Below are 23,553 nucleotides of genomic sequence, written 5' to 3' on the forward strand. Positions count from 1 at the left end.
TTATTTTTTAGATTTTTTAGATTGATATTTTTTAGGTAGTTCTGCCACAATATCAGGATGATTTTGTAGTTTTTCTGTTAGGAATTTCACAAATATTTCCGCTCTTAAAGGTAAATCATCTGGATGAGGGAAACAAATTGTGATTAGTCGATGAGAAGACACAAAATCAACTAAAACAGGCTCAAGTTCGCCTGAACGAATGTATTCGATTACTTCAAAGCCAGGTAATTGGCCTACACCAAGTCCAGATAAAACTAAGCTAGTTACACCAGCGATTTCATTAACTGTTACGCTGCCACGTACCTCTTGAGGAACGCGTTCACCATCTCTTTCAAATTCCCATTTATAGGTACGTCCTGATGTTGGGAATTGATAATTTACACAGTTATGGTTCAATAGGTCACGAATAGTTTCTGGTTTGCCATGTTCACGCCAGTATTGTGGTGTCGCTACTACATATTGAGGGATAGGTGCTAGAGGGTGAGCAGACATACGGCTGTCTGGCAACATACCAATTCTGATACCGATATCGTATCCGTCTTCAATTAAATCACTAAAGTGATCGCCCATACCTAGGAATAGTTTGATTTTAGGGTAACGTTGGTTAAACTCATGGATAAGAGGTAAAACAAAGTTTTGGCCAAAAGCATTGGGAAGGCTAACACGTAGTGTGCCTGCTGGCTCATCATTATGCTCTCGTGTACCACTAATAGCTGATGAAAGTTGTGCAATAGGCGTTTTACATTGCTCATAAAGTGCACGCCCATCTTCTGTTAAGGTTAAATTACGAGTTGTACGGTTAAACAAGCGCACACCTAAGTCTTGCTCTAGTCGAGCAATACTTTGGCTAATTGCTGCTGGTGAAACGCTTAAGCGTCTTGCCGCATCAGAAAAACTACCGCTTTCTGCAACACTCATAAACACTGCTAATGAACGTAGAATATGCATTTACAAACCCCTTATCCTCTTAAATATTGAAAATATTTTTCATGTAACGTATATAATTTAGCAAGATTACGAAAAACTTTAAAATTATTGACCATAATCAAAACATGGGATAAGTATATTTTAAAAATAAAATAAATGTAAATAAGTAGATCATAAAAAATTAGACTATTTACTAAATTTTTTTAAATGTGTAGGGTTATTGTTCGAAAAATACTTATCTTCTCTACATTATGGTAAAAATTATATTTGTTTTGTTTATGACCTTATCAAAAATAAATATGTTTATAAACTATAAATTATTAATATAACAAGAAATAAAATTATTTTATATAAATAAAAAAATTACAGCTAGCTTTTTTGTTTATAAATTTTGTTTTTTGTTTGTATAGTTTTTCTTAAATTATACTTTGGTTTTTAGGTTTTTGCTTTAAAAAATTGATAAAAATATTTTTAAAAGCATGGGTAATTTTTAGGTAAGTTTATAACAGAAACTATTATTGGTGAATTATGTAAGAAAATTTCCATTAATTTTTGCAATGATAATGAAATAAGATGAATTATAAGAAGGGACTAAAGAAATAAAAGAGGCGTTCTAGTACTCTTTGAAATAATGAACGACTGGCCCATTTTTCTGGTGATAACAAGGTTGATTGGGCTAAGTAAAAGTGTTGTATCTTTGATAATTTTTTGCCAAAGTGAGCGCTGTCTATTGCAACAGTGACTTCAAAGTTAAGCCAAAGGCTTCTTTTATCTAGATTAACTGTGCCAACAAGGCTAAGTTGTTTATCTATAAGGATACTTTTTGTATGCAATAAACCACCTTCAAATTCATAGATTTTAACGCCAGCATCCAATAAGTCTGCATAAAAAGCATGGCTGGCCCAATTAGTGAGTTTTGAGTCTCCTTTTTTAGGTACAATCAAATAGACCATAACACCACGAGCTGCGGCAGTACAAATAGCGTGGAAAAGATCATCACTGGGGACGAAATAAGGGGTTGTTAGGATTAACTGCTTTTGTGCAGAATAAACGGCACTTAAGAGTGTTTGTTGAATGATGTCATCAGAAAACCCTGGGCCAGATGCAATTATTTGAGTGAGATAGCTGGGCGTTTCAATTGGTAATGTATTGGATAAGGAAAGTAAATGAGGTTGTCTGGTTTCCATAGCCCAGTCACTATTGTATAAGGCTTGAGCTGATAAACAAATACTGCCTTCCATGCGAATCATTAAGTCAACCCATTCTCCCACGCCTGCGCTTTGTTTGAAGTAACGTGGATCAACCATGTTCATACTACCAATATAAACAATATAGTTGTCTATTAAAACCATTTTTCGATGTTGGCGTAAATCCATTCGGCGAAAAAATAGTCTGAGTAAACTCACAGGAAGTGCTTGGGTTATGTGCACGCCAGCATTTTTCATTTTTTTGTATGAAGTGCTTTTGAAAAAATGGTGACTCCCTGCCGAATCAAGCATTAATTGGCAATTTACGCCTCGTTTTGCTGCCAGACATAACGCTGTTGCAACATCATTGGCAAAACCTCCTTCTGACCAGATATAAAAAACCATTTTGATATTGTCAGTGGCTGAGTGAATGTCCGCAATGATTTGAGCCATAGTATCGTGGCTAACAGTAAATGTATGGATTTCATTTGCGTATGTATGGGGAATGCCTTGTTTGAATTGACAAAGATTAAATAAGGGTTGGGCAGTAGTGCTTAGGTTTTTTTGTATGCTGTTTTGATTTGGTTTTAATAACAAATTGAGCTGATCGATTGTGTTTGGCCAAATGGTTTTTACTTGCATTGCTCGACGTTTGCCAATATTTAATTCGCCAAATGATAAATAAGCAATAATGCCGACCAGAGGTAAAATATAAATGACCAGTAACCAAGCTGTTGTCGTGGCATTAGGGCGGCGTTTCATCAGAATTTTTAGGGTAACAGTTGCGACTAAAAACCAGTATGAACCAATTAAAAACCAGTTAACGATGTGTGATAGTGTAATGGTCAAGTTATATTCTCTATCTTAAATATATCATTTTAAGATAAGGTGACGAATTATTGAAAGGGGATCATGAATGACATGCAGACAAGCATAGGTTCAACTTTTATTTATCAGTTGAACCTATAAAATCTATAAAAACTTAATCAGCAAATTGTTTTTTCATTTGCTCTCGGCGCTCTTGCGCTTCTACTGATAAGGTTGCAGTAGGTCTAGCCAATAATCGTTTTAAACCAATTGGCTCACCGGTATCAGCACAAAAACCGTAACTGCCATCATCAATTTGACGCAAAGATGCTTGAATTTTATTGAGCAATTTGCGTTCGCGATCTCTTGTTCTTAATTCTAAAGCATACTCCTCTTCCAAAGTGGCTCTATCAGCAGGGTCTGGAGTAGATTCTTGTTCTTGTAGATGATTTGTTGTATTGGCTGCATTATTAATGAGCTCGTCTTGGAGCTTAATGAGAAGCTCCCTAAAAAATTCTAGATGGTCGGCATTCATATAGTCTTCTTCTTTGCCATTCCAGCTAATAATGTCCTGTTCGGTTAATTTAGCCATATTCGTACTCTCTATTTAAGTGCCGTTCAAATCGAACGAACTGATCCAAACTTATTTTAGGAAGGTGGATACTAACACAGCTTTTCAGAAAAATGTATGGAATAATTAAAATAGGTTTGGGTGTGTAGGTTGAATTTCGATATAAGTACAACAAAATCCAGTAAAATATTGAATAAGGATTTTTTTGCTTTTTTGTAATATGTTGATCTTTTTTGATAAAAAAATGTAATCGGTATTTTATTTTTTGCAAATAAAAATGCTATTGTCTCAATAAAATATAACAAATGCCCAAAAAAAACTTATTATATATATTTTTCTTGTTATTAATTTTAATGAGTTTGGCTTTTTATTTTGTTTTTTTTGTTAAATAAATTTATTAATTGGTGTGTTGTTTTTATATATTATTGTCATTTTTGATGGTGTGAAAAGGTTTGTATTGGAAATAAAATTTTAATTAAGAAATTAGAATTTATAAAAATTAAGATAACAACCTTTTAGTAAAAATTTATCTTCTAAAAAGATTTGTTGAATCAATAAAGCGATATTGTTCAGGAGCCAAATTTAAATCAAATAAATTAAGTGAACCAATGCTGACTCGTATTAGGCGTAAACATGGAAAACCTATATGAGCACACATATGTCGTATTTGGCGGTTTTTTCCTTCAGATATTTGAATTTCTATCCATGATACAGGAATGCTTTTGCGTTCCCTTATTGGTGGATTTCTAGGCCAAAGCTGCTCTGGTTCTGCTAAAAGCTGTGCTTTTGCAGGTGCATAAGTATCGTTTTTTAATTGAATACCTTCATAAATAGGGGTTAAATCTTTTTTTGTCGGTATTCCTTCAACTTGGGCCCAATAAGTTTTAGGGAGCTTGAATTTAGGATCTGCAATTTTGGCTTGTAATTTACCATTATTTGTCAATAAAAGTAGCCCCTCACTGTCCGTGTCTAGACGACCTGCAGGATAAAAGCCTGATTGTTTAATACAGCTTTTCAGTGTTGGGTGTTTTTCATGTTCTGAGAATTGACAAATCATGCCATAAGGTTTATTAAATGCGATTAAATGGTCCATATAGTTTTAATGGTGTGGCACCTTTGTGTAAATTAGCGCATAATAACAAATATTCTCATTGAGATGGTGAAGGTTTACATTTAAACCTGATCATAATAAATATATCAGGTTTGCATAATTTTTGATGTAAAACTCATGTAAAATAATATATTAAGGAGAAAATATGAGTCAGTCTTTTATTAAAGTTCCCCAAAGTGGTCAAAAAATTGTCCCTAATCAACCTATTCCAAATAATCCCATAATTCCTTTTATTGAAGGTGATGGTATTGGTGCAGATATTACCCCTGTCATGATTGCTGTGATTAATGCAGCTGTAGAAAAAGCGTATGCTGGTAGCAAAAAAATTGAATGGATGGAAGTTTTTGCAGGTGAAAAAGCGACTCATGTTTACGGTGAAAATGTGTGGTTACCAGAAGAAACATTGGCCGCTTTAAAAGAATACTCGGTTTCTATTAAAGGCCCTATGACAACGCCTGTTGGTGGTGGTATTCGTTCATTGAACGTGGCGTTACGTCAAGAATTGGATTTATATCAATGTGTACGCCCTGTACGTTATTTTTCGGGCGTGCCTTCTCCTTTAAAGGATCCAAGTAAAACCGATATGGTGATTTTCCGCGAAAATACCGAAGATATTTACTGTGGGATTGAATGGCAAGCTCAATCAGAAGAAGCAAAAAAAGTCATTAATTTCTTACAAAATGATATGGGTGTGAAGAAAATTCGTTTTCCTCAAACTTCTGGAATTGGCATTAAACCTGTATCTAAAGAAGGTACACAACGTTTGGTTCGTGCTGCAATTAAATATGCAATTGATAACGATAAACCATCTGTGACAATTGTCCATAAAGGCAATATCATGAAGTTCACTGAAGGTGGTTTCCGTGACTGGGCATATGAGCTTGCCCAAACAGAGTTTGGTGCTCAAGTCATTGATAAAGGCCCATGGTGTAGCTTTAAGAATCCAAAAACAGGCAAAGAAATTATCGTAAAAGATGCCATTGCGGATGCATTCTTACAGCAAATTTTGTTGCGTCCAGAAGAGTATAGTGTGATTGCGACATTAAACCTAAATGGTGATTATATTTCAGATGCTCTGGCTGCTCAGGTAGGTGGTATTGGTATTGCGCCAGGCGCTAATATTTCTGACCATTACGCCGTTTTTGAAGCGACTCATGGTACTGCACCAAAATATGCTGGTTTAGATAAAGTGAATCCTGGCTCTTTAATTTTATCTGCCGAAATGATGTTGCGTCATTTAGGATGGACTGAAGCAGCGGATTTGGTGATTAGCTCTATGGAAAAAGCTATTGCTGATAAACAGGTAACATATGATTTTGCTCGTTTGATGGATGGTGCAAATGAAATCAGTTGTTCTGCATTTGGTCAGGCAATGATTGAAAGAATGTAATATTTTATTTCTGATGGGAAAAGCGTCCTTTTTAAAGGACGCTTTTTTTTGGGGTAAGATAAAAATAGATTAAGCCAATCATAATGCTTAATAAGCAAAAAAACAGCATAGTGCCTGCTAAACTGGCTATATCATGCCATACTAAAGGTGCAACGATTCCTGAAATGATACCTGCGCAAAGTGATTGCATGCTACTTTGAAGAGAAGAAGCCGTACCTCTAAGCGATGGTATGATATCCATTAAAGAAACTGTTAAGGAGGGGACAATAAAGAAGGCAGCAAATGCATAACAAGCCAAAGGTAAAATCACCATCCATAAAGAAGCCTGAAAATAAAGGTGGTAAACAGTCATACTTAATGAGCTGCTTAACATGATTGCATAGCCAATGATGGCGATTGTTTTGTCGGATACACGACCAGCTATTCGCCCACTACAAAAAGCACCAGAGATAATGCCCAAGACTAATGGGTTAAATAACCATGCAAATTGCGTTTCGGGAATATGGAAGTGATAAACCAGAATTTGATGGGCTGAGTGGATAAACAGATACATACCCACAAAGCTGAAGGTGAGTGTACCGCTTAGCAGTAGGAATTTAGGTTTTAATAATAACTGCTGGTAGTTTTTGCTTAAAAGAGTGATATTGAGCTTTTTCTTAGGTTCAGTAGGGTAAACTTTTGATAATTGTCTATAAGCACAAAGCAATAAAGTCAGACCAAAAAATGCCAAGAATAAAAAAATGGCCTGCCAACCAAATTGGCCTAATAATTGACCGCCTATAATGGGTGCAATCGCAGGAGCCAAGGAAAAAATCATGGTGACATGTGCCATGATTTTTTGTGCTTTTATTCCTGAAAAACAATCGCGAATAATGGCTTTGCTGACAATCGCACCAGCACCACCACTTAAGCCTTGTAGGATACGCATCGCAATAAGTATTTCTAAATTAGGGGCAAAAGCGCATCCAAAAGACGCTAGGCTATAACAAGTCAGTGCGATAAATATAACTTTTTTCCTGCCTATTGCATCAGATAGCGCACCATGTAAAAGATTCATTAAACCAAAGCAGATACTGTATAGGGCAATAATAAATTGTACTTGCTCAGGTGATTTATTAAAACTTTGGCCAATTGCGCCCATGGTTGGTAGAACAGTGACGACTGTAAATGGGCCAATAGTAGACAATGCAGCCAATAAACAAACCAGACTAAGGGTTGAGTAGCTTTGGGATTTGATGAGCATGAAGTTTGATCAACGTTTATTTTTCACAATACACTCTATCATGCCTAAGATAAAAGAAATTGGATACGAAAAAAATCAAACTTTAATAAAAAAGGGGATTTTTTGACAGAGATATTATTTAGCGATTTTTGATGACATTTAAGGCGTAAAAAAGGTTGCTAAGTAGCAACCTTTTTTCATTCATTAACTAAGTGTTTTTAAAATATCATTTTTAACAGCTTCGACAGATTTTGTGCCATCTACTTTTATGTATTTAGGTGCTTTACCTGTTTGAGTTTGCGCTAATTGACTGTAAAAATTAACTAAAACTTGAGTTTGTTCGTGATAAACCGTTAGACGTTTTTTTACCGTTTCTTCTTTGTCATCATCACGTTGGATTAAATCTTCACCTGTGTCATCGTCTTTACCCTCTACTTTAGGCGGATTATGTAAAATATGATAGGTTCGGCCAGAAGCCATATGAACACGGCGTCCAGACATGCGATCGATAATTTTTTGATCAGGCACATCAATTTCAACAACATAATCTAAATCAACACCTGCATCTACCATCGCTTGTGCTTGTGCTAAAGTACGTGGGAAACCATCAAACAGAAAGCCATTTGCACAATCCGATTGTTTAATGCGTTCTTTCACTAAGGCAATGATAATGTCATCACGGACTAATCCACCTTCGTCCATAATTTTTTTTGCTTCAATACCAAGAGGAGTGTTTGCTGCAACAGCAGCACGTAGCATATCCCCAGTAGAAATTTGTGGAATATTAAACGCTTCTTTAATAAACTGGGCTTGAGTGCCTTTACCTGCGCCAGGAGCGCCAAGAAGTAAAACTTTCATTTTCTGTCCTTAAGTTGAAATGCTGCAAAGGAGTATATTTTATTAAAATAGACTTTATATTGTAACTGAAGCCAAAAGAGGATTCAAATTGCGCTTTTAAAGTATTTGTTGATTAAATATTTGTCTTACTCGCTCCAAATCTTCTTGAGTATCTACGCCTGTTTCGGGGGCTTCATTGGTGAGTGTGACCACAATTTTTTTGCCATGCCATAAAACACGTAGTTGTTCCAGTGATTCAGTTTGTTCCAAAATAGAAGGGGATAAATGTTGATATTCATTTAAAAAACCGCTTCTATAGGCGTAAAGTCCAATATGGCGTAAAACAGGTAATTTACTGGGTAAAATATGTTTATCCTGTGCCAAACTGTCTCTATCCCATGGAATGGGTGCACGACTAAAATAAAGTGCTTCATTTTGTGCGTTTAAAACAACTTTAACCACATTTGGATTAAATAAATGGGCAACATCATCAATTGGATGTGCTGCTGTTGCCATAGGGGCGCTGCTACTGGCTAATAATACTGCTAATTGGTTGATCAATTCTGGGTTGACTAAAGGCTCATCACCTTGAACATTAACGATAATATGTTCATCAGGCAGTTTTAGCATTTGTGTGACCTGTGCAATGCGATCTGTACCGCTTGGATGCTCTGTACTGGTCAATAATGCTTTAATATTATGTGTTTCACAAGCTTGAATAATGTCTTGATGATCGGTAGCAACAATGACTTGTGTCGCCAAACTTTTACTTGCCTGTTCCGCAACGCGTACAATCATAGGCTTACCTGCAATATCAGCCAATGCTTTATTGGGTAAGCGAGTAGAAGCTAAGCGAGCAGGAATAACAACACTAAATACCAGTTCGCTCACTTTTGTGCTTCCTCTTCTTCTGTTAATTCTCTGGCTTCAGACTCAAGCATCATAGGGATACCATCTTTTATCGGGAAGGCTAAATGGTCTGTGTAACAAAGTAGCTCTTGCGCGTCTTGTTTATAGGTTAAGTGGCCTTTACAGATAGGGCACACTAAAATTTCTAAAAATTTAATATCCATAGTTTGATCTTGTGTTCTAAAAAATAGAGAAAAGTCATTAAGCCAAATGTAATTGCTCAGTAACCCATAATGCTAAATCTGGTGCTATTGTAACATTAACTGGTAAGACCCAAACATTTTTCACAGGCAGATTTTTTAATTTAACAGCATCTTTTTCTGTGGTGAAAATCACGTCAAAACCTTTGGGTAAATCATCTTCATGATAAGCATAATGGTCTGGAAAAGCAAAACATGTCGGGTTTAAATCCAGTTGTTTCAGTGTGGTAAAAAACTTATCTGGTCGTCCTATCCCTGCAACAGCAGCAATTTTTTTGTTTTTAAAAGCCAAAGCAGCTTGGGTTAAATCAGGTTCATGTAAAGAATAAAACGAATGAGCGTGTAAATAGGAATAAAAAACGGGCAAATGGTTGGGGAGCGCTACAGATAAATGCTGCTGATCAGGACAATCACTGATCAGCAGTGCATTGGCTTTATTTAAGCGTTGAATGTTTTCTCGAAGTGGGCCTTGGGGCATCAAATAGCCATTACCAAACCCCATTTGATTATTAATGACCACTAATTCTAAGTCACGTTTTAAGGCATAATGCTGTAAACCATCGTCACTGATGATCAGATCAAGCGTTGGATATTTTTTAAGGAGTAATGAACCAGCATCAAAACGGCTAGAAGATACAGCAACAGGTGCATTCGTTTGTTTGGCAATCATGATTGGCTCATCCCCAAATAAAGAAGCTTGACCTTCTTGCTGAACCAACAAGGTTTCTTTATTTTTACGCCCATAACCACGGCTAATAACGCCTACAGTAAAGCCTTGCGCTTGCAAGGTTTTAACCAAGTAAATGAGTATAGGCGTTTTCCCCACACCACCTATATTGATATTGCCAATAATGATTACAGGAACGGGCAATGCTTTTTGTTTGAGTACACCTTGGCAATAAAGCCAGCGGCGTACAGAACTGATGATAAAAAATAACCCTGCTAAAGGTTTGAGTACAATGCTTAAATACCAGCAACTTTTTTGCCAATGTTTTTGTAAGCGCTCACTTATGCTCATTTGTTTTGTGTAGCAAAAGTCAGTTGAGTAAGACCAATATCACGAGCAACTTCCATTACTTTGATGACATTTTGATGAGAAGTATTTGCATCTGCATTAATCACCACAACGGTTTTGCCTTTATTTTGTTCTGGAATAATTTGGTTCAGGGTGTTGGCTAAAGCTTGTGGGTTATGTTTGGGTACACTGATGTTGCCCACCATAAGGTCTCCCGATTCTGCAATAGCAATAAAGACAGGTTCAGGTCGCTCTGTTTGGTTTTCTTCTTTGTTGGTCGTTGCCACAGGCAGTTTGATGTCTATTTGCGAGAAGCGAGAGTAAGTTGTGGTCACCATTAAAAAAATAAGAATAACCAATAACACATCAATTAACGGGATAAAGTTAATTTCAGGTGGTTCATAATGGCGATGTCGTCTAAATTTCATGACTGTTTCACTTTTTTGTATTGCGATGCTTACTGAGTACATAAGCAAAATGACTGGCTGAAACTTCAATATCCATTAAAATGGCTTCTACTTTTGCTCTGAAATGACGATAAAACAACATGCTGGGAATTGCAACTACTAAACCCATTGCTGTGTTATAAAGTGCAACAGAAATGCCTCTTGCCAGCATTTGTGGGTCAGAACCAGAAGGAGATTGTGAAGCGAATATTTCAATCATACCAATAACTGTACCCAGCAAACCCATTAAAGGTGCCATAGCAGCAATACTGCCTAAAGTGGTCAAAAATCGTTCTAAATAAGCCAATTCAGCCCGTTCTATATTTTGAATATCTTCTTCCAAATCTTCTTTAGATTGGCTTTTGCTGTTGACTAAAGTCAGTAAAATTCTGCCTAAGCAAGAATCAATTTGGTTTTTTAAAGAGTCTGTTTGACCGTCAGCAACCGCTTGTTCAAATGTTTCGGTTAAATTTCTTGGGGTTGTTGCACTTTTTCTTAAAGCCCAAAAGCGCTCGAAAATAATGGCTAAAGAGACAACTGAAGAGGCAATCAATACCCAGATTGTCCAACCAGCTTCTTCAATGATGGATAAAACGTCCACACTAAGTATCCTAATATATGTTTAAGGTTTTATACTGCAAAAGATAATTGTTTTTTCAGTACTATTAAATAAATCAAAAAATTAACCCAGTATTTTTTGGGTGTTTTTGTTAAGCCTAAGTTTTGGTTGCTCATTACACATTACCAAGTATGTTTGTTGTTTGCATCTTATGGCTTACTTTTTGTCAGTATATCAGAAATTTGTTCTTACAATACAAGCGGCGTGTTTCCTCAACTTTGAATCCAGTGGCGTATAACTTAATTTAAATCATCAACGGGTTTATGGCTGTGGTAAAGCAACACCAGCATTAGGAAGTTGATACAAAGTAGGGTGGTATACCAGAGTAACCAAAAATTCAATGATTTATTGGCACTGTTGCCACCCAATGTAATCAAGAGGATTTTCTATCATATCTATCATTGGGAGGGCACATACTCAGTTGAATATATGTATCAGCTCAATTGAACATGACACAAGTTGCTTTTAGATTTTGACTTACAATCATTATATCCTATGTTAAAATCCGCGCTGTTAATAAAAGCTGACGTTTCTACGCCAGCTTTTTATTTGTTTTCGCGCTAAACCTTCATCTGTGATGATGAAACAACAAATGACAAATAGAATATAATTTAATGACTATGCAATAATTAAATCGAAAATATTTAATATGCAAGATTTGTTTGTAATAATTTCAAAAGTCATGTTATATTCCAAATGCACATTAGTGCAAGGGCTTGATAACCCTTCTAAGGAGGCGACACAGCGGTATTTGATACCGCTGCGTAGTCTATTTGTTGTCCGCATAATTGTCTATGGTGGCGCAGATCAGGTGCAGCGTTAGCTGGGCAGTCCTTAGTCTGTTTATCAACGCCTGTTCTGTGTCGCCACCCCTTTCAAGGTGGTGAGCATTTATGGAAGGAACCACATTGAACAACAGAACAATCAGACCCGACAGCCCACAGTGTTTAATTAATCCCCCTTGTGTGTCAGGCGAAGAAGCTTTTCAAATCAATCAGACAGCCATAAGAACCCGCCAAAATTTAGCCAATGGCGTGGATGTTTTATCTGAACTGATGTCTTCATATCAACATGATCAAAACCCAGCAGATATAGATGTCACTGAAAAAATTTTCGTCATGATTCAAGATATAAAAGAACTCATTATGGGCATCAATACTGTTGTGTCCTGTACTGAAAATGCCGTCAAAGAATATAAATTAATGTTATACAGTCAATACAATGATGCAATGGGTGCTCATTTACATAAAAGAAAATAAATGGAACAGCAATGCCTAGAAATCGACTAGAGGCCTTGTAACAGCAATGCTGACAGCAAGAACAAGAAGAGTTGCTGCGTGTCCAGAAAAAACTCCCATAAGAGAGCGAAGATGTGTAAAAACATCTCAATCAAAATAATCTGCTTTATCCATTTTTAATGGCAAATAATGATTGTGCTGAATCAATGTTTGGTTATTTAGCTAAATTAGGTCATTGTTGGCTGTAACATGCTTATGATAAACTTGTTGTATATACAAGTAATGTTCAAAGGCTAAATACTATGTTTTCAATCAACCCATTAATAGCCAATTATTTCCCTAAAATAAAACTGACTTTTTATGGTCTTGCTTTGACCTTATTAATCAGTATGCTTTCCTTGTATTTAAGTACTTTTCCTTTGATGAAACAATATGGTTTAAGTGCTTTAACCTTAGCCATTGTATTGGGTATTGTCGTGGGGAATACCTTATATTCAAAAATGATTGGGCGTTGTGGGCAGGGGGTACAATTTTCAAAACAATACTTGCTCAGGGCTGGGATTATTTTATATGGGTTTAACCTGACTTTTCAGGATATTGCCACAATTGGTTTATCCAGCATAATTGTTGATTTAATCATTATTTCCTCAACTTTTACCTTAGCTTGTTGGGCAGGTAAGCACTTATTTCATATAGATGCACAAACAACCATGTTAATTGGTGCTGGTGCCAGTATTTGCGGTGCAGCAGCTGTTATGGCAACGGAACCTGTTGTGAAAGCCGATTCAAATAAACTGGCGGTTGCCGTCTCAACCGTGGTGATTTTTGGCACAATAGCCATGTTTTTATACCCTTGGCTTTATGAACTCAATGAGCAATATCACTGGTGGATTGTGTCACAACAAAACTTTGGTATTTATACAGGTTCAACCATTCATGAAGTGGCACAGGTTGTTGCAGCAGGGCATTCTATTGGAGAAGAGGCCAGTAATACAGCCGTTATTACCAAAATGATCCGAGTCATGATGTTGGCACCATTTTTGGTCTTTTTATCTTATTATATCAACCGTAAAGATAGGCAAAGTAATAGCCAAAAATACACCATTTGGCAGCAAATACCATGGTTTGCTGTTTGGTTTATCATCATTGCAGGTTTTAACTCATTGCATATTTTACCTCAATCAACGGTATCTGTTTTATTAGATATAGATCGTATTTTTTTAGCAATGGCCATGGCGGCTTTAGGGTTGACAACGCATATCAGTGCCATTAAGCAGGCAGGTTTAAAACCCATTTTATTGGCCTTATTTTTATTTTGCTGGTTGATTTTTGGTGGAGGTGTGATCAATCATTTTATCCAAATGATCTTTGTTTAACTTTTTGCCTTTAAATTTGTTTATTGGCAGTAGATTGAAGCTTTAGGGTAGAATAAACAGACTTTTTATTTTAAAGACTTCGATTGTGGATGATTTGTTTCAAGCTGGGGCTATTTCTGTCAGTGCATTAAATGCCCAAGCACGTCAGTTGTTGGAAAATAACTTCAAAAATATTTGGGTTAGTGGAGAAGTGTCTAACCTTACCCGAGCGGCTAGTGGTCATTATTATTTTGCATTAAAAGATGAAATGGCTCAGGTTCGCTGTGCTTTATTTAAAGGTTATGCCTCTAAATTGAGTACGCCTTTAACAGAAGGTGCGCAAATAGAGCTGACAGGGAACATCAGTATTTATGAAGCCCGCGGTGAATTTCAAATTACAGTAACAGAAGTTCGATTTTCAGGGCTTGGTCGTTTGTTTGAAGCATTTGAAAAACTCAAAGCAAAATTACAGGCCGAAGGTTTGTTTCATTCTGATCGTAAAAAACAACTGCCTGTTTATGCTCATAAAATAGGTATTGTCACCAGTCCTGCTGCTGCCGCTTTAAAAGATGTGCTTTCAACTTTACGAAGAAGAATGGGGAAGCCAAATATCATTCTTTATCCTACACCTGTTCAAGGTGCATTAAGTGAACACAGTATTGCCAAGGCCATTAATATTGCCAATGAGCGAAAAGAAGTCGATGTATTGATTGTTTGTAGAGGTGGTGGCAGCATTGAAGACTTATGGGCTTTTAATGAAGAGGTTGTTGCCAGAGCCGTTGCTCAGTCAGATTTGCCCATAGTCAGTGGTGTGGGACATGAAACAGACTTTACCATTGCCGATTTTGTTGCGGATGTGCGTGCGCCCACACCTACTGCTGCGGCAGAGTTGGTGAGTTTTGATATGGGGCAACTTATGCAGTATTTGTCCCAGCAACAAAATCATTTACAGCAAAGTATGTGGCGTTTGTATGCCAATGCCAGCCAAAAATTAGATTGGCTGAGTAAAAATTTGATTCATCCTAGGCAGCAGCTTAAACAACAAAAACAACAATTATTACAGTATCAGCAAAAATTACAGTTGTTTTTAAATGCATTATTACAAAGCAAAGCACACCAGTTGTCATTACAAAAAGAGCGCTTGCCTCATCCGAACAATTTATTGAAAGAGCAACAGGAAAAATTGTCTCGTCAGCGCATGATATTAAATGATGCCATGCAGTTATCGATGTTTCGTGCCAAACAGCAATTGATGCAAACAGAACAATTATTGGAAGCCGTTGCTCCTCATAATGTGTTACAAAGGGGGTTTGCTATTGTGCAAAATAAGAAAAAACAAGTAGTCAATAGTGCAAGCCATGTTAAGGCCTACGAAAAATTACATATTATTTTTGCAGACAGTACATTGGATGTTGTTGCTGCTGATCAAGATGCCAAACAAGAAGAGTTACCGTTTTAACGTAATTGTTTGTAAAATACAGAAGAATTTTACAGCTAATGAAAGTTTGTTGGTAAAATCAAGTAAAATTTTGATACACACTATCATTTAAAAGCACACTTAAGGTTTTGACTATGCAACTTAAAAAACAAGTTATTTTGTTGATTTTAGACGGATTTGGTCATAGAGAAGAAAAAGAAAATAATGCAGTTGCACTGGCCAATACACCACATTTAGATAAACTCAAACAACAATATCCCTATAACACCATTAATGCTTCTGAACGTAATGTTGGTCTACCTCAGGGGCAGTTTGGTAACTCGGAAGTAGGTCATTTAAATATTGGTGCTGGCAGAGTGGTTGAGCAAGATATAACCCGTATCGATAGCGCAATTGAACAGCATCAATTTGCTCATAACCCCACTTTACAATCTGCATTTTCAAAAATACAAGCCAACCAGAGTTTGCACTTGCTGGGTTTATTTTCCGATGGTGGTGTGCACAGTCATATGGCGCATTTTTTTGCCACATTGGATGCTGCGATTGCCTTTGGTTTGAAGAGTATTGTGGTTCATCCATTTTTAGATGGACGTGATACACCCCCACAAAGTGCAGAACCTTATTTAACAACATTAGAAAGTTATATTCAAAAACATCCCCAAGTCAGTATTGGTACCATAATGGGGCGTTTTTATTCAATGGATCGGGATAATCGTTGGGAAAGGGTAGAACCAGCTTATCAAGCACTGGTGGATAATAAAGCACCTTTTTATGCGCAAAGTGCATTAGAAGCCTTGCAGATGGGGTATGAGCGCAATGAACATGATGAATTTATTCAACCGACCATTATTCAAGACGGTCATCCCATTAAAAATGGTGATGTTGTTCTGTTTTTAAATTTTCGGGCTGATAGAGCCAGAGAATTAACATCAGCTCTATTATCCGCAGATTTTTCAGGATTTAATCGCACCAAAATTCAGTTATCTTATTTTGCCAGCATGACCAGTTATGGTGATCAATTTCCTTACCCTGTTTTATTTGCCCCAAATCAGATTAAAAATAGTTTTGGTGAATATGTCAGCAGTTTAGGATTGAGCCAGTTAAGAATTGCGGAAACTGAAAAATACCCACATGTGACTTATTTCTTTAGTGGTGGGCACGAAGCGTGTTACCCAAAAGAAGAGCGTATTTTGGTGCCTTCTCCTAAAGTGAAAACCTATGACTTACAGCCACAAATGAGTGCTTATGAAGTGACTGATCATATAGTTAAAGCAGTTGAAAAACACCAGTTTGATGTGATTATCTGTAATTTTGCCAATGGCGATATGGTGGGTCATTCAGGTGTGCTATCTGCTGCTATAGCAGCAGTGGAAACCTTAGATGAGTGTGTGGGGCGTATTGTTGATATTGCCAAGCAAGAAGGTGTTGAAGTGTTGATTACGGCAGACCATGGTAATTGTGAGCGTATGTTTGATCATGTTCATGATCAAGTGCATACACAACATACTTTAGACCCAGTACCATTTTTATATATTGGTCGTAAAGCCCATATTAAATCAGGTGGTGCATTAAAGGATATTGCACCTTCACTTTTAGCCATGATGGGGCTAGCTAAGCCAGAAGAAATGACTGGAGAGAGTTTAATTGAATTCGATGAGTAAATTGCTTAGAAATGTTGCCTTGATTCTTTGTTTTTTCAGCATCAGTAATGCTTTTGTGTTCGCTGCTCCTGATGACGCGGAAGATTTAACACAGGTAAAAAAAGCAATTGAGTCTGTCCAAAAGGATCTTCAGCGTAAAAACCAAACCAAAAAAGATGTTGCCCAAACAATTAGCCAAACACAGTCCGCTTTAGAAAAAAGCCGCCAAGAGCTGAGTAAACTTAATTCAGAACATAAGGCCATCTGGGGTTCGCTACAAAAATTGCAACAACAACTCACACAGCTATCGGTTGATATTGGCAATAAAAAAGCCCAAATTGCCCGTTTGTTGAATATTGAAAATAAAAAGCCACAACAGGATGCATTGATTTTATTACTTAAAAATAATGATCCCAATCAAAAAGGGCGAGATTTAACTTATTTTCGGTATATGACTCAGGCTAACCAGAAAGTAATCGGTGAATTAAGAAATCAACAACTTGAATTGGCACAAAATGAGCAGGAAATAAAACAGCAATTGCAAGCTTTGGATAAAGTGGTCAAAGCCAAACAAGTATTGGTGAGTCAGGCTAAGGATAAAAATAGCCAAGCGCTGGTAGAACACAATAAAATCAATCAAGACATTGCCAGACAGAATAAAAAATTAGCTGAGTTAAAAAGTGATGAGCGCCATTTAAGTCAATTGCTTCGAGGTTTGGCAAGAAAATCCAGCTTGAAAAATAAAACAAAATCCCAAGCTATATTAGAAGAGCGTAAAACATCAACACCACCACAAGGACAATCAAATACTGTTGTTGAAGGTGAAGATAAAACTCAGCCAGCTCCTTCTGTAAAAGAAGAAAGCCAAGTGGAGGCTGTGGCGACGAATAAAAATAACCATTTATTTAGTCAGGCTCAAGGGCGTTTACCTATGCCAGTAAATGGTCATTTAATGGGTAAATTTGGCAGTGCCCAACCAGATGGTGGCACTTACAAAGGCATTTTTATTGCCGCTGCTTCTGGACAGAGTGTAAAAAGTGTATTTGCTGGAAATGTTATTTACGCTGCTCCTTTAAAAGGATATGGCAATACAGTGATTGTTGATCATGGAGAAAATTACTTAAGCATTTATACGGGGCTAAGTTCAATGAGTGTCAGTGCTGGTCGTTCAGTTAAAATGAATCAGAGCATTGGCACAACGGGGCAAAATAATGCAGGACAAACGGGGCTATATTTTGAAATACGGTATATTAGTCAGCCAATCAACCCTTTACCTTGGCTTTCATAAATATTTTTTACCCAATTTAACTTGCCCCTTAATCTAAAATTGACTAAGCTTACTGCCTTATCAAGATTTGCTTTAAAAATAAATACAGAGAATATAAACAATATGAAACCTTCAATGTTAAAGAAAATAAGCGTTTATTGTACTGGTGCACTAACAGGAGTAGTGCTCAGTGTGAGTGTACAAAGTTTTGCCAATAACGAGCAAAATAGCTTACCTGTGTCTGAATTACGTACTTTTGCCGAAGTATATGGCAAAATTAAAAGTGATTATGTTGAACCTGTTACAGATGATAAATTGATTCAAAATGCTGTAAAAGGGATGACTTCAGGTTTAGACCCTCACTCAGCTTATTTAACACCAACTGAATTTTCAGAATTGAAAGAAGGTACATCTGGAGAGTTTGGGGGCTTAGGTATTGAAATTGCCCCAGAAGATGGTTATGTAAAAATTATTGCGCCAATTGAAGGCACACCCGCTGAACGAGCAGGGGTAAAAAGCGGGGATTTAATTGTCAAAATTGATGAAACTCAAACCCGTGATATTTCAACCAATGAAGCAGTTAAGTTAATGAGGGGAAAACCTGGAACCAAAGTGACATTGACTTTGGCCAGAAAAGATGTAAACAAACCAATTGTGGTCAGTATCACACGCGCAATTATCAAAACAGTGAGTGTACGCTCGAAATTAATTGAACCTGATTATGCTTATGTTCGTATTGCACAATTTCAGGAACGTACGCAAGAAAGCATGGTTGATGCCATCGTAAAAATGGCAGAAGAAAACAAAAAGCCCTTAAAAGGCTTAGTAATCGATTTACGTGATGACCCAGGTGGTTTACTTAACGGTGCGGTAGGTGTGTCTGCTGCTTTCTTACCTCAAGGCGCTTTGATTGTTTCAACAAAGGGACGCCGTAATGATGTGCAAATGCGCTTAACCGCAACGGCTTCTGACTATTTGATTGGTAGGGTAAAAGACCCAAATAGCCGTTTACCTGCATATATTAAAGATATTCCCATTACCATTTTGATTAACTCAGGTTCTGCTTCTGCTTCTGAGATTGTTTCTGGTGCGTTGCAAGATCATAAACGAGCTGTCGTAGTGGGTACACAAAGCTTTGGTAAAGGCTCTGTTCAATCTATTTCACCATTAAGTAGTGGTGGTGGGATTAAATTAACCACGGCTTTATACTACACACCTAATGATCGTTCTATTCAAGCTAAGGGGATTTTACCCGATGTAGAAGTAAAGGACAGTAATGACCGCTTTGAAGTAAGAGAAGCCGATTTAGGCGGACATTTGGCCAACCCTAATGGCGAAGAAGAAGTCACGACATTAAAGAAAAAAGCAGAAGAAGCCAGCGAACCTAAAGACAGTTCTGCCACAAGCAAAGATACAAAAGAAGATGACAAACTCTCTATTGAAGAGCGCATTAAAAATGCCAGAGAACCCAACCCAAGCAAAGATCCACAATTAGCCAAAGCACTGGCTTTAATTAAAGCGCCAGATCAATGGAAACAAAGCTTGGGTTTAGCGGCTAAAGCAGAGAAAAAGGTAGACGAAGAAAAGGCTAAAAAGGCAGATAAAACGTCCACTAAAAAATAGTATTATAGAATAAAATACAAAGTTTTATTTAATTATGATAGGCAAGCAATCAAGACAACGAGAGCTTGCCTATTTTATATATTAAATTAGATTAACTGTTATCTGATATGTTATTGTTCTGTTGCAAGGTCTGATTAAATATAATATTGGGTTAGGAGCAATAAGCATGCAAGATACTACCCACTAGAATATGGGCAGATCGGTTATAAGTACAGAGTATTTTGGTTCTAGTCCTATTAGAAAAAAATATCTTTAAAATGTATACGTGTATTAAGTTTAGTCCCCATATCTGTTGAAAAATATCTTGTTGTTTTGTATAGGTGATAACACCTTGTACTTGGCCATTTATATAATAAATTTCAGATACTCTATGATTTTTGTCATTTCGGTGTATATAACTTCCCTGTAATAAGCCTTGGGTAAAATAAGCTTCTGATTCAATATTATAGTTAGGGTAATAAACACAATAATTACCTTCTATCCCATAAGTTGGTTTCTGATAAGGAAAAGTGGCAGGATTTACGGTGGCTAACAATAAATAAGGATCAGTTCTACAGTTTAAACCACTAGTATCAACATAAAAGTCTTGAATAGTAATACATCCTTCTGGTGTAATACCTAAAAATTTACGATAAACTTTATGTGGTGTATAGGTGTTATTAATGAGTAATAAAATGGTGGTTTCTGTATTGGGAATTATTGTATTCAATTGCCAAGGAGCATTAGCGCTAGCGTGTTTGTCAATTGTAATTGGAGTTATCATTAATTTTTTTACCGTTATTGTTTGATCAGTAGATCATATTGTTATTAAGTTTTCACCATAAGACAAGAATTATGATTAAAGCTTTTATTAGATTCTTGCTATCTTTACTTTTATAGATATCATTATTTGCATTATTGTTTGACTAGATAGATTATTTGGTAAATATGTATGAATGTTTGTTTTTGGCACAAAACAATGTTAGAAAGTCTCCATTAGCAATGAATGAGAAGAGGCCCACCAAACTTAATTATTTAGAGTTCTATGAAATTCTTTCGGGTTTTAAAAAACAAAGAGTTAAATTAATTTTTGTTCTCTTTGATTCTTTTGCCTTCCGTTGATATCTACAAATAAATTGAGGGACATTCAGAGGTATCTTTCTGTTTGAAGAAAATAATATCCCAAAAATGAACTTAACTAAATACTCAAATCAAAAATACCATCAGCAATGGTAGTTTGCTTGCCCATTTAGATAAAGGCCTTCCCGTTCATGTCGATATTCAAAAAGTACTGGCACAACATGAACCAGAATTGCCCGATGGACAACAAAAAAATATTAATCCAGAACGACAAAAGCAGATTAATGAACAACTGGCTCTTTTTAAAATAGATGAACAATTAGCCAAATTTAGCCCAAAACAGCAAGAATTACTTAAAGAGATTATGGTACAACTGATTAATAAGCACGCTGGTGATCCACCTAAGCTTAATTTAATCAGACATCTGGAGAATAAAGATGAATTACAACTCATTACAGCCAATAATAAAAATTTAAGTTTTCATCCTCAACAATACCTAGAACAATTTAAAGATCAGTTACAAGCAGAACGTCCCCCTTTATCTGATGAACGGCAAAAACAGATTAATCAATTGATGCAAACGCATGGTGTTGATATGCAGTTTGAGCAGAAATTTGATCAAAAGCATTTTAATACTTTATATGGTGCCATAGGATACAGTATCCAAAACCATACAGGCACACCACCATTAGTCAATGATATTCGTGTAGATGAAAAACAGATCAACATAGAACTTGCTGATGGTTACCAACTCAAAATAGACACCCAAGCTGTTTTAAATGGCGAGGTAGACCTTGAAAATTGTGCACAACGAGAACGCCTCCCTGTTATCGCACAAAGAGGCGAAACAGGAGAGAGCCTAGGGCGTAAGCTTGATCCAGAGAACCCCAAAGCAGCTTATGGTTATTTACTGGCGACAGAGCAGATAAAACTCATCAGGGGTGATGATGGTCATGCCATTCCCAATATCAGACCTGACAAAGCCTACCATTACGATCCTAATCAATATGATCAAGCCCAAAAACAAGATTTGAGTAAGGTTGCTGGGTTAGCGATAGCCAAAGAGAGTCAATTTAATCAAGCCTTAGATCAGGCTAGAGCAGAGCTGGCTGCGCAAAAGAAACAAGAAGAACAACTCAAAGTTCAACAACAAACCGAACAAGCCAACCTCAATAAAGGGCAAATGAGTGAAGACCCTTATTATCAACAGATGCGCAAAGAACAAAAATTTGATCCTTTAAGTTATTTGAATAATAACCCGAAGAATGATCAGACTATTGTGTTAGCAACATTAGGGCTGATGACCCCTAGATTTACACCAAGTAGTAGTCCTTATTCGCAAAGAGCCCCTATTCAAGCAGATAAAGGATTTATTGACCGAGCCTTAGATAAAGCCAATGCTTTAAAAAATGAGGTTGTACAAAACTATAATCATTTAGAAAACAAAGTTTCTCAAGTATTAAAAGTTGATGCCAATGATCATAGCTGGTTAGCTTATGGTAAAAGATATGCGGCTTCCCAAATAGGCGCCAATAAAGGTGCTGCTTTATGGGCAGAAGAGACTGTAACAGGCACCGTGAGCCTTGCTGTTGGGTTAACCAAAACGGTAGGAACAACTCAAATTCAGAATATAGATAATTTAAGTTTTGGCTTACTTTCAAAGGTGATGCCTAATGTCGTAAAAGAATCTAGAGCACATAATGCAGAAGTAGCTCAAACGACTTTAAATATTGGTAAGACAGTACTTAATTACAGTAAAGATGCTGCTTTAGATAATCTAAATCAATATAGCTTTGGTACTTTAGGCAAGAAATTTGATACGATAGCGCAAGCGAGTCAAAGACAACATGAAAGAGCCGAGCAAATTTTAAGTTGGGGCACAAACCAATTAAAAGAAGGCAAGGAAGCGTATTTGACAGGCGACTTTAATACACAAGCAAAACAGGTCAAAGTTGGGATTGATATTGCAACAGTAGTCATCCCATTTACGAAAGCTTCTACATTAAATAAAGGTATTAAAGTTGCTGATGGTCTTGCTGATATAAGTAAAGTTGAAAAAGGTTTAAAAATTGGTGATGAGGTTGCTGATCTTGCTAAACTCACAAATAAATTAGATATTGAGTCTTTCCAAAAATTTTATAAAATGGCTCCTGAGGCCAAAATTGAGATTGACAATATAGCTGAAAAAATTGCCACCAAATATGATGGGGTTGTGGCTAAAGCTCCTATAAAATCAGAAAGTAGAGCAATAGAGAAAATTGTGAATGAGTATGATGGAGATTATCTAAGAATTAAAGACCTAGCTAGAAATACTATTGTTGTTGATGAAAAAAATATAGGACAAGTGGTTCAAGATTTAAAGAACTCAGGTGCACAAATTAAGGTAATAAATAGTGTGGATAACCCTATGGGGTATGGTGGTGTGAATTCAACGATAAAGACGTCAACAGGTTTGACTGCTGAGATACAAGTAAACTCTCCAGCTATGATTTATGCGAAGGAGTCTGAGGAAGTTGCTAAAACTATTTTAGGTAAAGAGCTGTATGAGCAAATGGCAACTAAAACAGGTTTACCTGGAGGAGAGGGACATAAATTATATGAACAATGGCGAGTGACTTCTGATATAAACCTTAAAGTAAAATTAGAGGAAGTAAGTCGTAAGTATTATGACGATATTAGAGGAAAAAATTAA

Annotated in this window: 20 protein-coding genes; 8 read left to right on the forward strand and 12 right to left on the reverse strand. The window is 36.5% G+C overall.

The genetic code is table 11. The features are described from left to right. The 4 genes from AADH04_RS11280 to AADH04_RS11295 form a co-directional block, all read right to left on the reverse strand. A complete protein-coding gene (locus AADH04_RS11280; RefSeq protein ID WP_434777375.1) occupies window positions 1–948 on the reverse strand; it encodes a LysR family transcriptional regulator in 948 nt (315 codons plus the stop codon). A gap of 557 nt (window positions 949–1,505) precedes the next feature. After that, complete coding sequence (cls, locus tag AADH04_RS11285; RefSeq protein WP_434777376.1) at window positions 1,506–2,963, reverse strand: cardiolipin synthase; 1,458 nt, start codon at window positions 2,961–2,963, stop codon at window positions 1,506–1,508. Between the two features lie 133 nt (window positions 2,964–3,096). After that, window positions 3,097–3,513 (reverse strand): RNA polymerase-binding protein DksA, encoded by a 417-nt coding sequence (gene dksA, locus AADH04_RS11290; RefSeq protein ID WP_434777377.1) that lies wholly within the window; start codon window positions 3,511–3,513, stop codon window positions 3,097–3,099. Between the two features lie 505 nt (window positions 3,514–4,018). Further along, window positions 4,019–4,585: a pseudouridine synthase gene (locus AADH04_RS11295; protein ID WP_434777378.1), complete on the reverse strand. Its 567-nt coding sequence runs from the start codon at window positions 4,583–4,585 to the stop codon at window positions 4,019–4,021. 163 nt (window positions 4,586–4,748) lie between these two features. Here AADH04_RS11295 and icd point away from each other — a divergent pair, with 163 nt between their 5' ends. After that, window positions 4,749–5,993 carry an NADP-dependent isocitrate dehydrogenase gene (icd, locus tag AADH04_RS11300; RefSeq protein WP_434777379.1) on the forward strand — a complete coding sequence of 415 codons (1,245 nt, stop codon included), beginning with the start codon at window positions 4,749–4,751 and terminating at the stop codon, window positions 5,991–5,993. 31 nt (window positions 5,994–6,024) lie between these two features. Here the strand turns inward: icd and AADH04_RS11305 are convergent, their stop codons facing one another. From AADH04_RS11305 to AADH04_RS11335, 7 genes are all read right to left on the reverse strand, one after another. Further along, complete coding sequence (locus AADH04_RS11305; protein WP_434777380.1) at window positions 6,025–7,236, reverse strand: multidrug effflux MFS transporter; 1,212 nt, start codon at window positions 7,234–7,236, stop codon at window positions 6,025–6,027. Window positions 7,237–7,419: 183 nt separating this feature from the next. Continuing rightward, the gene (gene adk, locus AADH04_RS11310) at window positions 7,420–8,073 is read right to left on the reverse strand and encodes an adenylate kinase (RefSeq protein ID WP_434777381.1); all 654 of its coding nucleotides are present in this window, start codon (window positions 8,071–8,073) and stop codon (window positions 7,420–7,422) included. A 96-nt stretch (window positions 8,074–8,169) separates the two neighbouring features. Next, complete coding sequence (gene kdsB / locus AADH04_RS11315; protein ID WP_434779840.1) at window positions 8,170–8,934, reverse strand: 3-deoxy-manno-octulosonate cytidylyltransferase; 765 nt, start codon at window positions 8,932–8,934, stop codon at window positions 8,170–8,172. A 5-nt stretch (window positions 8,935–8,939) separates the two neighbouring features. After that, window positions 8,940–9,125, reverse strand: coding sequence for a Trm112 family protein (locus AADH04_RS11320; RefSeq protein WP_434777382.1), 186 nt, complete (start codon window positions 9,123–9,125; stop codon window positions 8,940–8,942). Window positions 9,126–9,162: 37 nt separating this feature from the next. After that, window positions 9,163–10,179, reverse strand: a complete 1,017-nt coding sequence (lpxK, locus tag AADH04_RS11325) for a tetraacyldisaccharide 4'-kinase (RefSeq protein WP_434777383.1) — start codon at window positions 10,177–10,179, stop codon at window positions 9,163–9,165. Next, a complete protein-coding gene (locus AADH04_RS11330) occupies window positions 10,176–10,604 on the reverse strand; it encodes an ExbD/TolR family protein (RefSeq protein ID WP_434777384.1) in 429 nt (142 codons plus the stop codon). Before AADH04_RS11330 ends, lpxK begins: the two co-directional genes overlap by 4 nt. Window positions 10,605–10,611: 7 nt before the next feature. Next, window positions 10,612–11,223 (reverse strand): MotA/TolQ/ExbB proton channel family protein, encoded by a 612-nt coding sequence (locus AADH04_RS11335; RefSeq protein WP_434777385.1) that lies wholly within the window; start codon window positions 11,221–11,223, stop codon window positions 10,612–10,614. Between the two features lie 911 nt (window positions 11,224–12,134). On the opposite strand from AADH04_RS11335, the gene AADH04_RS11340 reads away from it, so the two are divergent. The 6 genes from AADH04_RS11340 to AADH04_RS11365 all read left to right on the forward strand — a co-directional run bounded on the left by AADH04_RS11340 (window position 12,135) and on the right by AADH04_RS11365 (window position 19,802). After that, a complete protein-coding gene (locus AADH04_RS11340) occupies window positions 12,135–12,500 on the forward strand; it encodes a hypothetical protein (RefSeq protein ID WP_434777386.1) in 366 nt (121 codons plus the stop codon). Between the two features lie 281 nt (window positions 12,501–12,781). Continuing rightward, entirely contained in the window at window positions 12,782–13,855 is a 1,074-nt protein-coding gene (locus tag AADH04_RS11345; protein WP_434777387.1) for a YeiH family protein, read from the forward strand. Between the two features lie 85 nt (window positions 13,856–13,940). Further along, window positions 13,941–15,293 carry an exodeoxyribonuclease VII large subunit gene (gene xseA, locus AADH04_RS11350; protein ID WP_434777388.1) on the forward strand — a complete coding sequence of 451 codons (1,353 nt, stop codon included), beginning with the start codon at window positions 13,941–13,943 and terminating at the stop codon, window positions 15,291–15,293. A 113-nt stretch (window positions 15,294–15,406) separates the two neighbouring features. Next, window positions 15,407–16,933, forward strand: a complete 1,527-nt coding sequence (gpmI, locus tag AADH04_RS11355) for a 2,3-bisphosphoglycerate-independent phosphoglycerate mutase (RefSeq protein ID WP_434777389.1) — start codon at window positions 15,407–15,409, stop codon at window positions 16,931–16,933. After that, window positions 16,926–18,200, forward strand: a complete 1,275-nt coding sequence (locus AADH04_RS11360; protein ID WP_434777390.1) for a murein hydrolase activator EnvC family protein — start codon at window positions 16,926–16,928, stop codon at window positions 18,198–18,200. The genes gpmI and AADH04_RS11360 overlap by 8 nt, the downstream gene beginning before the upstream one ends. A 102-nt stretch (window positions 18,201–18,302) precedes the next feature. After that, window positions 18,303–19,802 (forward strand): S41 family peptidase, encoded by a 1,500-nt coding sequence (locus AADH04_RS11365; protein WP_434777391.1) that lies wholly within the window; start codon window positions 18,303–18,305, stop codon window positions 19,800–19,802. A gap of 151 nt (window positions 19,803–19,953) precedes the next feature. Here AADH04_RS11365 and AADH04_RS11370 read toward each other — a convergent pair whose 3' ends face one another. Next, the gene (locus AADH04_RS11370; protein ID WP_434777392.1) at window positions 19,954–20,565 is read right to left on the reverse strand and encodes a hypothetical protein; all 612 of its coding nucleotides are present in this window, start codon (window positions 20,563–20,565) and stop codon (window positions 19,954–19,956) included. A 453-nt stretch (window positions 20,566–21,018) separates the two neighbouring features. On the opposite strand from AADH04_RS11370, the gene AADH04_RS11375 reads away from it, so the two are divergent. Next, complete coding sequence (locus AADH04_RS11375) at window positions 21,019–23,553, forward strand: hypothetical protein (RefSeq protein ID WP_434777393.1); 2,535 nt, start codon at window positions 21,019–21,021, stop codon at window positions 23,551–23,553.

Origin of the sequence: Neisseria sp. Ec49-e6-T10 (genome assembly GCF_051132615.1) — a bacterium.
Classification (GTDB): Bacteria; Pseudomonadota; Gammaproteobacteria; order Burkholderiales; family Neisseriaceae.